This window comes from Porphyrobacter sp. MBR-49, from assembly GCF_053628655.1.
The window spans coordinates 178,241-190,281 of sequence record NZ_JBRJGU010000006.1 but is presented as its reverse complement, the minus strand read 5'-3'; the positions used below and the strand labels follow the sequence as shown (position 1 = coordinate 190,281).

Below are 12,041 nucleotides of genomic sequence, written 5' to 3'. Positions count from 1 at the left end.
AGGCGGCGTGGCAGTCCACACCGCGTCCCATTGTCATTGAATCGACTTATGGGAACCCCTGCCATGAAACTTTCTACCCCGCTGCTGCGCCCGATGCTCAAGGGCGCTGCTGCCGCACTTGCGATTGCCGCTGCCACGCCGCTCGCCGCGCAAGCAACGCCGGACACTGCCGAACAAACAAGTGCACAATATCCGCTTACGCCCGCAGGCGCGCAGGCGTGGATCGCCGCAGTTGAGGCGGACCTTGCTGCGTTTTCGAAAGAATATGGGCATATCTCGTGGCTCAACGCGACCTATATCAACCATGACAGCGATGTGATGGCGGCCAAATATGGCGCGCAGCTGACCTTGAAGCGGGTCGCCTACGCCAACGAGGCCGCACGCTATGCGCAGGTCGCCGGGCTGGACGATGAAACCGCGCGCAAGCTGGATATGCTGCGCAACGGCATTTCCATGCCCGCGCCTGGCACCCCCGGCGCGGCTGAGGAAATGAACGATATCGCCACCCGACTGGGGTCTGCCTATGGGCGCGGCAAGGGGACGTTGAACGGCGAACCGATCAACGGATCGGATATCGAGGCCGAGATGGGCAATCTCGAACGGTCGCCCGAAGAGCTGCAGGAAATGTGGGCGAGCTGGCACGACAATGTCGGCGCGCCGATGCGCGAAGATTACACCCGCATGATCGGCATCGCCAATGAAGGCGCAAAGGAGCTTGGTTTTGCCGATCTGGGCGCGATGTGGCGTTCGGGCTATGACATGAGCCCGGATCAATTCGCTGCCGAAACCGAGCGGATGTGGCAGGAGGTCAAACCGCTCTATATCGCGCTCCACACCTATGTTCGCGCGAAGTTGAACGACAAGTATGGCGACGCAGTGCAGCCGCGCACCGGCCCGATCCGCGCCGATCTGCTCGGCAATATGTGGGCGCAGGAATGGGGCAATATCTATCCGCTGGTCGCCCCCGAAGGCGCAGGCGATATCGGCTATGACCTGACCGATCTGATCGCGCAGAAGAACCTTGACGCGGTTGGCATGACCAAGGTGGGCGAGCAGTTCTTCTCCTCGTTGGGTTTCGAGCCGCTGCCTGCAACCTTCTGGGAACGCAGCCAATTCACCAAGCCGGCTGACCGCGAAGTGGTGTGCCACGCCTCGGCCTGGAACATCGACAATGTCGATGATCTGCGCATCAAGATGTGCATCAAACAGAACGCCGACGACTTCACCACCATCCACCACGAGCTTGGCCATAATTACTACCAGCGCGCCTATAACCAGCAGGATCTGCTGCATATGGACGGCGCGAATGATGGCTTCCATGAAGCGATCGGCGATATGATCGCGCTGTCGATCACGCCCGAATATCTTGTGCAGATCGATATGCTGAAACCCGATCAGGTGCCCAGCGCCGACAAGGATATCGGGCTGTTGCTGCGTCAGGCGATGGACAAGGTGGCTTTCCTGCCGTTTGGCCTGCTGCTGGATCGTTATCGCTGGGGGCTGTTCGATGGCAGCATCCCCGAAACCGCGACCAACACCGGCTGGAACGACCTGCGCGCTGAATATCAGGGCGTTGTCCCCCCGGTTGAGCGCAGCGCCGACGGGTTCGATGCGGGCGCGAAATATCACATTCCCGGCAACGTATCCTACACCCGCTATTTCCTCGCGCGGTTGTTGCAGTTCCAGTTCTACAAGGCCGCCTGCGATACCGCCGGATGGGAAGGGCCGCTGCACCGCTGTTCGTTCTATGGCAACAAGGATGTCGGCGCGAAGCTGAACGCGATGCTCGAAATGGGCGCGTCCAAGCCGTGGCCCGATGCGCTCGAAGCCTTCACTGGCGAACGGCAGATGAACGGCACCGCGATGGTCGAATATTTTGCCCCGCTGATGAAATGGCTGGAAGAACAGAACAAGGGCGAGAAGGCGGGCTGGTGATGCGTAGCGGGGGCGGCATCATCGCGGCGGGCGCGCTGCTGGCGGTGACCGCCTGCGCGCCGATGGCCGAGGTTGCGCAGACAGCGGCGGCGGCGGGGGAAATGCCGCCCACGCTGTTTGTCGCGGCCAAGCGCGGCAACACCCTGTCAAAGGTCGACCTGGCCACCGGCAAGGAAGTGTTGCGCCTGCCCAGCTGCACCAACCCGCACGAACTCGCGACCTCGCCCGATGGCCGCCACGTCGCGCTCGCCTGTTATGGCGGGACGAGCGTGGACATATTCGACACCGGCAGTCTTGAACCTGCGGTCAGCATCGAACTGGGTGACAATGCCCGCCCGCACGGGATCGTCTGGCACGATAACGGCGATCTCTATGTGACGGCTGAGGGGCGGCGATCACTATTCTGGATTCGCAATCCCTTGGACGATGCACGCGAGTTGTTTGAATTCGGCACCGGGAAAGACGGCAGCCATATGCTCGCCGTGTCGCCCGATGCGCGCATTGCATGGACGACTGATCTTGGCTCGCGCACCGTCACGCGGGTTGATCTGCTGACCCGTCGCGCGCCGTTGTCGGTGGCGGTGGGCGAACAGCCCGAGGGCATCGCGCTTTCGCCCGATGGCAGCACGCTATGGGTATCCGCGCGCGGTTCTAATCAGGCTTTCGCGCTTGACCCGGTGACGATGGAAGTGCGCGAGACGGCGGCGACCGGGCGGTTCCCGCTGCGCATTGCGGTAAGGCCGCAGGGCGATGTGGCGATCACCTCTGATCTGCAGGATGGCAGCCTCAGCGTGATCGACACCGCCAGTGCCACAGTGATCCGCACCATCGCCGTTGCCGGCGCTGAGGGAGCGCAGGCGCGGTTTCAGGTGACGATCCTGTGGTCGGCTGACGGGGAGCGCATCTACGTTGCTGAAACCGCCAGCGATACCGTGGCCGAGGTTGATTACGCCAGCGGCATGGTGCTGCGCCGCCTCAAGGTTGGCGAAGGCGGAGACGGGATGGCGATCCTGCCTTGAACGGCCTTCGCACATTGCCGGTGGTGGGTTGGCGCGAACTTGTCAGCCTGCCCGAACTTGGGCTGAACGATATTCCGGCCAAGATCGATACCGGCGCGCGCACTTCGTCGTTGCAGGCCATCGTGCTCGACGATTTTTCGCGTGACGGCGAACGCTTCGTCCGGTTCGCGGTCGATTGGGGCGGCGTGCGCCACCAATGCGAGGCGGTGCACGTCGATATTCGCGGCATCACCAGTTCCAATGGCGATCGGCAGGAACGGTTTGTCATCAAGACGCCGCTGACCATCGGTAATCTCACCTTCCGGGCGGAAATCAGCCTGGCGGATCGTTCCCAGATGCAATTCCCGATGCTGATCGGGCGCACCGCACTAAGACGAAGGATGGTGGTTGATAGCGGACATTCGTGGCTGCAATCACCGGCAATTGGGGATAAGGGGCGCAACGTCCGGTAGAATGCCGGAACTGAAAGGTATCCCATGAAAATCGCGATGCTGGCGCGCAATGCCAATCTTTATTCGCACCGGCGCCTGAAAGAGGCGGCGGAGGCGCGCGGTCATACGCTCGACATTCTCAACACGCTGCGCTGCACCGTGCACATCGCCAGCCACCGGCCGCAGGTGTTCTATAATGGCGCGCCGGTTGAGGCCTATGACGCGGTGATCCCGCGCATCGGGGCATCAATCACCAATTATGGCCTCGCGATTCTGCGGCAGTTTGAAATGCGCGGAAGCTGGTCTTTGAACGAAAGCGTCGCGATTGGCCGCAGCCGCGACAAGCTGCGGTCTTTGCAGATTCTCGCCAAGCATGGGCTGGGCCTGCCGCTGACGGCCTATGCGAACGACCCCAAGCAGGCAGAGGAGATCATTCGCGCGGTCAAAGGCCCGCCGGTGGTGATCAAGCTGATCGAAGGCACCCAAGGCATCGGCGTGGTGCTGGCCGAAACGATGAGCAGCGCCAAATCGGTGATCGAGGCGTTTCGCGGGGCCAACGTCAACATTCTGGTGCAGGAATTCATCAAGGAAGCGGGCGGCACCGATATCCGCGCGCTGGTGGTGGGGGGCAAGGTGGTCGCCGCGATGAAGCGCACCGGCGCGCCCGATGATTTCCGCTCAAACCTCCACCGCGGCGGCAGCGCGGATGTGATCAAGATCACCCCCGAAGAACGCTCAACCGCAGTGCGCGCGGCCAAGCGGATGGGACTGAACGTGTGCGGGGTCGATATGCTGCGCAGCAATCACGGCCCGGTGATCATGGAGGTGAACTCGTCGCCCGGTCTGGAAGGCATCGAAAGCGCGACCGGCAAGGATATCGCCGGGATGATTGTGGATTTCATCGCGGCCAATGCCAAGGATGGGCAGACCAAGACCAAGGGGACGGGTTAGGTCTGGCATGATATTTGACAGGGAGGGGACAGAAAAATGCAGATCAAAACTCACAATCCGACGCCGTGGCTTCAGCACTTTGGGTTGAACCATGCGGTAGAGGTCAGCGGGGCCAGCCGCACGGTCTATTTCTCCGGGCAGACCGCTTCGGACGCGGACGGCGCGGCGCTGCATCCGGGCGATATCGTGGCGCAATACAAGGCAGCGTGGGCCTGCCTCGTGGATGCGCTTGACGCGGCGGGTATGACTCCGGCCAATCTTGTGCGGATGAATATCTACACCACCGATGTTGATGCCTTCATGGCGACTGCGGAGCAGACGACTGCGTTGCACATAGAGGCAGGTGCGCAGATTGCCTGCACTCTATTAGGAGTGGCGCGGTTGTATGACCCCGCGATTATGATCGAGTTGGAGGCAACGGCGGTCGCCTGACCATACTCACCGAAACGGCGGCTCGTTAAACGCCCGCAATTTGCGTGAATGCAGCCGGTCGCCTTCGTCGCGCAGGCGTTTGCACGCCACGATGCCCATTTGCAGGTGCGCGGCGATGGCTTCTTCGTAGAACTGGTTGGCCTGCCCCGGCAGCTTGATTTCGCCATGCAGCGGCTTGTCGCTGACGCATAGCAGCGTGCCGTAGGGCACCCGGAAGCGATAACCCTGCGCGGCGATGGTGGCGCTTTCCATTTCGATGGCGATCGCGCGGCTTTGCGAAAAACGTTTGGCGCTGCTGGAATAGAGCAATTCCCAGTTGCGATCATCGGTCGTCACCACCGTGCCGGTGCGCAGCCGTTGTTTGAGATTGGCCCCCTGCGTGCCAGAAACCGCCTCTGCCGCCCCGGCCAAGGCCTGTTGCACTTCGGCAATCGGCGGGATCGGGATTTCGGGTGGCAACACCGAATCGAGCACGTGATCATCGCGCAAATAGGCGTGGGCGAGCACGAAATCGCCGATCTTCTGGGTGGAGCGCAAGCCCCCGCAGTGGCCGATCATCAGCCACGCATGCGGACGCAGCACCGCGAGGTGATCGCAGATCGTCTTGGCGTTGGATGGGCCGACGCCGATATTGACCAGCGTAATCCCGCGCCCATCCTCACGGATCAGGTGATAGGCGGGCATCTGGTGGCGGCGCCACGCGGTGTCGTTGAGTTGATCCTGCGCGTTCGCAGCGGGTTCGCGGATATCGAGCCCGGCTGCCCCGGTCAGCGCGACATAGCCATCCGTGCCGATCTGCTGCGCGCCCCAGTTCACGAATTCATCGACATAGCGGTGATAGTTGGTGAACAGGATAAAGTCCTGAAAATCGCTGACTTCGCTGCCGGTATAGTGCTTGAGCCGTGCGAGCGAGTAATCTGTCCGCAGGCCATCGAACAGCGACAGCGGCATGTCGCGCGCGTCGTCAAGCTCGATCCCGTCGGCAAGCTCATCGCCGATCAGCGCAAGATCGGTCGAGGGAAAGTGTTTCGCAATGTCCTGCGCGGAAATGCCGACCATCGCCGCACCCGCCTCTCCATCAAGCACGTAGGGGAACGGGATTTCCTGCCGCGAACGGCCCACCGAAACTTCGATTTCGTATTCGCTGGCGATCAGTTGCAGCTGTTCGGTGAGGTATCCGGCGAACAGATCGGGCCGGGTGATGGTGGTCGCGTAGGTGCCCGGCATTTCCAGCCGCCCAAACGCCCGGCTGCGATCAACCGGGGCGCCAATTCCGGCATAGCGCAAGGTGATCTGCGGATAGGAATAGCTGCCATCCTCACGCTTGCGCTGCGGCGGAATCGTGCCTGCCCGGCCAAAGGCGATCACATCGTCGCGCAAGGTGCGCACGGATTGGTCATAATGCTGCTGCAGCTGGGCGAGAATGCTGGGAATATCGATCATGGCAGCAGCATAGCTCCTTGAAGGGAAAGTTCAAAGTCAGGCTGGACGCGGGCCAACCCCGTTTACAAAAAGGGCGCGAGGATCGATCCGATCCCCGCGCCCTTGTTATGTGTGGCGTGATGTGTGGTGGCCTTGAGGCCGCCAGCAATCAGGCGTCGTCGCCGTCACGTTCTTCCAGCAATTCGGCGGGGATTTCACCCGGTTCGAGGCTGGTGTCGATGCGGGTGGCATCGGCCTGTTCTTCGATCTCGCGCTGTTCGTCTTCGAACATCTGCGCCAGAACGTCCACGCCTTCGCTCTGCAGCTTGGCTTCGTCGTCCGACCGCGCAACATTGGCCTTCACCGTCACGCGCACTTCGGGGTGAAGGGCAATGGTGACATTGTGCATACCGATATTCTTGATCGGCGCGCCAAGGATGACCATGCGCTTGTCAACGGTGTGACCCTGATCGGCAAGGCCGGCAACGATGTCGCGCACGCTGACCGAGCCATACAGCTGGCCCGCATTCGATGCGGCGCGGATCAGCACCACTTCTGCGCCTGCCACGGCTTCACCCTGCTTTTCAGCACCGGCGCGACGTTCGGCGTTTTCGGTTTCAAGCCGATCACGGTTGGCTTCGAACACCTTGCGGTTGGCGTCGTTGGCACGCAGCGCTTTTTTCTGCGGGAGCAGGAAGTTGCGGGCGTAGCCGTCCTTCACGCTGACAACGTCGCCAATCGACCCAAGCTTCTCGATCCGTTCGAGGAGAATGATATCCATGTTCTTTCTCCTCTTACTTCACGATGAAGGGCAGCAGCCCGATCTGGCGCGCGCGCTTGATCGCCTGGGCGAGCTCGCGCTGCTTCTTGGCGGAAACGGCGGTGATGCGCGATGGCACGATCTTGCCACGTTCGGACATGAAGCCCTGCAACAGGCGCACGTCCTTGTAATCGATCTGGGGGGCATCCTTGGCCGCGAACGGGCAGGATTTGCGGCGGCGGAAAAACGGGCGGGCCATCAGTCGCGCTCCTCACGGGTTTCGCGGCGCTTACGCTCGCGGTCGTTCTTGCGCATCATTACCGAGGGGCCTTCCTCGTGGGTGTCCACGCGGATGGTCATGTAGCGGATGATGTCTTCGTTGATACGGGTCTGGCGTTCAAGCTCTGCAACCACCGAGCCGGGGGCATCGATGTTGAGCAACACGAAATGCGCCTTGCGGTTACGCTCGATCTTGTAGGCGAGCGATTTGAGGCCCCAGGTTTCGGTCTTGGTGACCTTGCCGCTGTTGGCTTCGATGATTTCGGTAGCTTGCGCTGCCAGCGCGTCAACCTGAGCCTGGCTCAGATCCTGACGTGCGAGAAAGACGTGCTCGTAAAGAGCCATCTCGCGTCCTTTCACTTCCCTGCCGATCGCTGGCTGATCCGTTCCGACTGAACGGGGCCCCTCCGGCTTTCTTCGATACATCGCTGGGCGGTTCCCATGCGAAGCGCGGCCCCTTACAGCTTTCGTTGGTGATTGCAAGACTTGTCGGCGATGAAGCGGACGGGCAGGCGCAGGGTTTGGATAACGCGATTCGCGTTGAGGGGGATGGAACGTGCCTACAGGACTGGTTGCGCTGCTGGATGATATTTCGGTGATCGCCAAGGCGGCATCGGCCTCAATTGACGATATCGGCGTTGCTGCGGGCAAGGCTGGCACCAAGACCGCAGGCGTTGTCATCGATGATGCGGCGGTCACGCCGGGTTACGTCACCGGGCTTTCACCGGCGCGTGAATTGCCGATCATCTGGAAAATCACCAAGGGCAGCCTGAAAAACAAGCTGTTGTTCCTGCTGCCGGGCGCGTTGATCCTGTCGGAGTTTCTGTCGGGAGCGATCATCTGGCTGTTGATGATCGGCGGGGCGTTCCTGTGTTACGAAGGCGCTGAAAAAGTGCTGGAAAAGCTGGGGCAGGCCAAACACGGGGTAACGCTTGAGGACGAAATCACCGATCCGGTGGCGTTCGAAAACGAGCGGGTGGGCGGCGCGATCCGCACCGATTTCATCCTGTCGGCGGAAATCATGGCAATCACGCTCGCGGCGATTGACCTTGACGTGTGGTGGGAACGCGGGCTGGCATTGGCGCTTGTCGCCATCGTCGTGACCGTCGCGGTTTACGGCGCTGTGGCGGTGATCGTGAAGATCGACGACATCGGCTTGCACCTGACCAGACAGGTGGATGGCTGGAAGCAGTCCATCGGCCATTTCCTGCTGCGGTTCGTGCCCCGGCTGCTGACCACGCTGTCGGTGGTGGGCACGGCGGCGATGTTGTGGGTTGGCGGCGGGATCATCGTCCACGGCACCCACGAAGTGGGCTTCCATGCGATTTATGACATTATCCACGGGGCAGAGGGCGCTGTGGCCGCTGCTGCCGGGGCGCTGGGCGGGGTGGCAGGCTGGCTGACCTATGCCGCGCTGTCGGCGGCGATCGGGCTGGTGTTGGGCGCAGCGATTGCCTTTATCCTGCACAAAGTGCTGGGTGTCGGCGCTGGTGAGGGGCATTAGGTCTGCACTTATGACAAAGCCAACCCTTTACACCTGCGCCCGGTCACGCGGCCTGCGCGCGACATGGGCCGCAGAGGAAGCGGGTGTCGATATCGACCTCAACATCCTGCCGTTTCCGCCGCGCTATCTGGCGCCAGAGTTTCTGGAACTGAACCCGCTGGGCACCGTGCCGCTGCTGGTGGATGGCGACACGCGGATGACCGAAAGCTGCGCCATCGCGCATTACCTTGCCACCCGCGATGGTTACACCCCGCTGGCCATCGCGCCGGGGGAACGCGATTACGGCGAATATTGCGATTACACATACCACGCCGATGCCACGATCACCTTTCCGCAGACGGTCTATATGCGGTTTGCCATCTTCGAGAAGGACAAGGGCTGGGCCGAGGCTGGGCACGCCTATGCCAAGTGGTTCCACAAGCGGTTGGTGAAGGTTGAACAGCGGCTTCAAGCCCGCGAATTCCTGTGCGCTGATCGCTTTACCGTGGCCGATATCTGCGTCGGCTATGCGCTGGTTTTGGCTGAAAGCGTGGGGCTGGATGATGGCGTGCCGCAAAGCCTCAAGGATTACCGCGCCCGGTTGACCGCGCGCCCCGCATACCAGCGGGCGATCGCGCGGGAGGGGGAAGGGCGCCTGACGCTCGAAAAATAGCCTTTGTGATGGTGCCGGAACCCGTGGTTTCGGCCGGTCGGTTAAGTATCCAGATCATGCCCGCAGCGGGTGCAGTTCCGATTGGGCCACAGGACAACCAGGATTCCCCGGAAGAACGCGTTCTTGCCGCATTGCGGGCAGTTAAACCGCAGCATCGGGGCATTGGCGATCAACAGCAGCATGATCGCCGCTGCAAAGGCGATGGTGGAATGGCCGTAAAACCGGTCAACCCCCACCACCAACAGCACCGCAATCACCAACGCCGCAATCATCCGCCATGCGTGGCGCACCGCATTTCGATAAAGCGTCATGGCAAGCGGGCGAGGATTGATTGGGCGAACTGGGTCAGCGTATCATCGCGCGCGCCCATCACCACGATCCGGTCGCCGGGCTGGGCAATGGCGATGATGCGTTGCGCGCAATCTTCGCGCGCCGGGATGTGTTCGGCTTTACCGCCGGCCTGCGCGATCAGTTGGACGATCCGTTCACTGCCTTCACTGCGATCAACCGTCCCGCCGAAATAGACCGGATCACACAGGATCGTGAGGTCATCCGCGCCCAATTCGCGGGCGAAGGTCTGCGCCAGTTCCGCCCCCATCTGGCGCAGCGGGCCATAGCCATGCGGCTGGAAAAACGCGATCACCCGTCCGGGCGTCGCCTTCAGCGTGCGCAAGGTGGCCGCGCATTTTTCCGGATTATGGCCGAAATCATCGATCACCGTGATGCCCTGCGCACTGGTGCCGGTCACATCGAATCGCCGCGCCAATCCTGCAAAACTGCGCAAGGCAAAGGCGGCCTGGGAAACGCCGATCCCGGCGGCGCTCGCCGTGGCAATCGCTGCCAGCGCGTTCGAAAGATTGTGCAGGCCCGGCATCGGCAGGATCAGCGGGAGCACCTCGCGCTTGCGGTTGTCGATCACGACTGCGCGAATGCCGAATGCGCCCTGTTCGATCGAATCCGGCTCCACGGTAATGTCGGCACCGGACGCGGTGATGCCAAAGGTAACTGCGGAGCGCGCGCGCGCCGCAAGCGCAGCAGCCTCGGGACTGTCGAGATTGATTACCGCTGTTTGCGATGCGGCGATATAATCCCCGAACAGAACGCGCAGTTCCTCGATACTCTTGTGGTCGAGGCTGACATTCAGCAGCACGCCGATGGTTGGGCGGTAAAGCGCAATCGATCCATCGCTTTCATCGACCTCGCTCACGAACATATCGGCTTGCCCGATTTTTGCGCTGGCATAGGTATCGGCAGGCGTAATGAAGTTTTTCATCACCGCGCCGTTCATCACCGTGGGATCGCGTCCGGCGTGGTGCATGATCCACGCGATCATCCCGGTGACGGTCGATTTGCCCGAGGTGCCGCCAACCGCAATCGAGCACGCGGCGCGGTTGAACAACTGCGATAGCAGCTCCGCCCGGCTCAATCGTGCGCAGCCAAGTTCGCGCGCGCGGGCGACTTCGGGCACGCTGTCCTCAATCGCGGCTGACGCGATCAACACTTGATCTGAGGAGGTAATGCCGCTGCCATCCTGCGGAAACAGCGCGAAATCATTGGCGTCCAGCCATGCGAATTTTTCAGGCGTGCGGCCCTGATCGCGGCTGCGATCCGATCCGGCGACCCGATAGCCAAGCCCGCGCGCAATCTGCGCCAGCGGCAGCATCCCCGATCCGCCAATGCCGCAAAAGAATAGCGGGCGCTCCGGCTGCGTCCCTGGCTCGATCCCGTTATCCATAGCAGGCGTGGTTATTGACTTGCGCCATCACTGACAAGCGCCATAGGTTGCCGCGCATGACGAATATCGCGATCTGTGCGCCTGCGACCCCGATCACCCATGAGCACCGCGATGCGCTCTTGGCGCTGGTGGCGGCGGAATATCCCTCGCACCGCGTGACGTTTCACGATCAGTCTTTTGAACGGGCCGGGCATTTTGCCGGGGATGATCTGCGGCGACTGACCGCGCTGCTCGAATGCGCCAATGATCCGGCGTTCGATGTCGTATGGTTTGCCAAGGGCGGTTACGGTTCAAACCGCATTGCCGAAGCTGCGGTTGCACAGATGAACGCATCCGCGCGGGCCAAGACTTATGTCGGCTTTTCCGATTGCGGATACCTGCTGGCGGCGCTCTACCGCGCCGGAATCGGGCAGAGCGTCCATGGCTCGATGCCGGTCAGCGCGCGTTCGGAAGGTGGGCGCGCGGCGATCCGGCGGGTGCTGGACTGGCTCGGCGGGGATACCAGCGGGATTGAACCGAGCCTGGATGGCACCACGCCTGCTGCCGCGTTCAATCTCATCACGCTGGCAATGCTGGCGGGCACGCCGTTGATGCCTGACCTGACCGGCCATGTGGTGATGGTTGAGGAGGTGTCCGAACACCTTTACGCGATCGACCGGATGTTTTTTCATCTCGCCGGAACGCTTCCCCGGCTTGCCGGGCTGCGGTTGGGCGCGATCACCGACGTGCCCGAAAACTATGTCGAATTCGGCCAGAACGAAGAAGATATCGCCCGTTTCTGGTGTTCGCGCGCGGGCATTCCCTATCTGGGGCGCGCGTTGATCGGGCACAATTCTGCCAACAGGGTTGTGCCCTTCGGACTTGCCAGCCCGCCCGCGCGGACTTAACCGCGCGCCCCAAACCAAGAATGGGGCCAAAAAC

At 61.8% G+C, this 12,041-nt stretch carries 14 protein-coding genes; 8 read left to right on the top strand and 6 right to left on the bottom strand.

Features of this window, described 5'->3' with window-relative positions; genetic code table 11:
- Nucleotides 1–63: 63 nt before the first annotated feature.
- Genes ACSSV3_RS10265 through ACSSV3_RS10245 form a run of 5 tightly spaced genes read left to right on the top strand, consistent with a single transcriptional unit; the run spans nt 64 to nt 4,768 of the window.
- Nucleotides 64–1,935 (top strand): M2 family metallopeptidase, encoded by a 1,872-nt coding sequence (locus tag ACSSV3_RS10265; RefSeq protein ID WP_354324666.1) that lies wholly within the window; start codon nt 64–66, stop codon nt 1,933–1,935.
- Nucleotides 1,893–2,954 carry a Vgb family protein gene (locus tag ACSSV3_RS10260; RefSeq protein WP_354324667.1) on the top strand — a complete coding sequence of 354 codons (1,062 nt, stop codon included), beginning with the start codon at nt 1,893–1,895 and terminating at the stop codon, nt 2,952–2,954. The genes ACSSV3_RS10265 and ACSSV3_RS10260 overlap by 43 nt, the downstream gene beginning before the upstream one ends.
- Complete coding sequence (locus ACSSV3_RS10255) at nt 2,951–3,406, top strand: ATP-dependent zinc protease family protein (protein ID WP_354324669.1); 456 nt, start codon at nt 2,951–2,953, stop codon at nt 3,404–3,406. Before ACSSV3_RS10260 ends, ACSSV3_RS10255 begins: the two co-directional genes overlap by 4 nt.
- Nucleotides 3,407–3,430: 24 nt before the next feature.
- Entirely contained in the window at nt 3,431–4,336 is a 906-nt protein-coding gene (gene rimK / locus ACSSV3_RS10250; protein ID WP_354324670.1) for a 30S ribosomal protein S6--L-glutamate ligase, read from the top strand.
- Between the two features lie 36 nt (nt 4,337–4,372).
- Nucleotides 4,373–4,768 (top strand): RidA family protein, encoded by a 396-nt coding sequence (locus tag ACSSV3_RS10245; RefSeq protein ID WP_354324671.1) that lies wholly within the window; start codon nt 4,373–4,375, stop codon nt 4,766–4,768.
- Between the two features lie 6 nt (nt 4,769–4,774).
- On the opposite strand, the gene ACSSV3_RS10240 is transcribed toward ACSSV3_RS10245, so the two are convergent.
- The 4 genes from ACSSV3_RS10240 to rpsF form a co-directional block, all read right to left on the bottom strand.
- Nucleotides 4,775–6,211 (bottom strand): AMP nucleosidase, encoded by a 1,437-nt coding sequence (locus ACSSV3_RS10240; RefSeq protein WP_354324673.1) that lies wholly within the window; start codon nt 6,209–6,211, stop codon nt 4,775–4,777.
- 148 nt (nt 6,212–6,359) lie between these two features.
- Nucleotides 6,360–6,971, bottom strand: a complete 612-nt coding sequence (gene rplI / locus ACSSV3_RS10235) for a 50S ribosomal protein L9 (RefSeq protein ID WP_354324674.1) — start codon at nt 6,969–6,971, stop codon at nt 6,360–6,362.
- Between the two features lie 13 nt (nt 6,972–6,984).
- Nucleotides 6,985–7,209, bottom strand: a complete 225-nt coding sequence (gene rpsR, locus ACSSV3_RS10230; protein ID WP_354324676.1) for a 30S ribosomal protein S18 — start codon at nt 7,207–7,209, stop codon at nt 6,985–6,987.
- On the bottom strand, nt 7,209–7,574 hold the full coding sequence (rpsF, locus tag ACSSV3_RS10225; protein WP_354324678.1) for a 30S ribosomal protein S6: 366 nt from the start codon (nt 7,572–7,574) through the stop codon (nt 7,209–7,211). The genes rpsR and rpsF overlap by 1 nt, the downstream gene beginning before the upstream one ends.
- A 211-nt stretch (nt 7,575–7,785) precedes the next feature.
- Here rpsF and ACSSV3_RS10220 point away from each other — a divergent pair, with 211 nt between their 5' ends.
- Entirely contained in the window at nt 7,786–8,733 is a 948-nt protein-coding gene (locus tag ACSSV3_RS10220) for a DUF808 domain-containing protein (RefSeq protein WP_354324680.1), read from the top strand.
- A gap of 10 nt (nt 8,734–8,743) precedes the next feature.
- On the top strand, nt 8,744–9,385 hold the full coding sequence (locus tag ACSSV3_RS10215; protein WP_354324682.1) for a glutathione S-transferase family protein: 642 nt from the start codon (nt 8,744–8,746) through the stop codon (nt 9,383–9,385).
- 41 nt (nt 9,386–9,426) lie between these two features.
- On the opposite strand, the gene ACSSV3_RS10210 is transcribed toward ACSSV3_RS10215, so the two are convergent.
- Both ACSSV3_RS10210 and ACSSV3_RS10205 read right to left on the bottom strand, forming a co-directional pair.
- A complete protein-coding gene (locus ACSSV3_RS10210) occupies nt 9,427–9,696 on the bottom strand; it encodes a hypothetical protein (RefSeq protein WP_354324684.1) in 270 nt (89 codons plus the stop codon).
- Nucleotides 9,693–11,120: a glutamate ligase domain-containing protein gene (locus tag ACSSV3_RS10205; protein ID WP_354324686.1), complete on the bottom strand. Its 1,428-nt coding sequence runs from the start codon at nt 11,118–11,120 to the stop codon at nt 9,693–9,695. Before ACSSV3_RS10205 ends, ACSSV3_RS10210 begins: the two co-directional genes overlap by 4 nt.
- Before the next feature lie 56 nt (nt 11,121–11,176).
- Here ACSSV3_RS10205 and ACSSV3_RS10200 point away from each other — a divergent pair, with 56 nt between their 5' ends.
- The gene (locus ACSSV3_RS10200) at nt 11,177–12,007 is read left to right on the top strand and encodes an LD-carboxypeptidase (RefSeq protein ID WP_354324688.1); all 831 of its coding nucleotides are present in this window, start codon (nt 11,177–11,179) and stop codon (nt 12,005–12,007) included.
- The last annotated feature ends 34 nt before the right edge of the window (nt 12,008–12,041 follow it).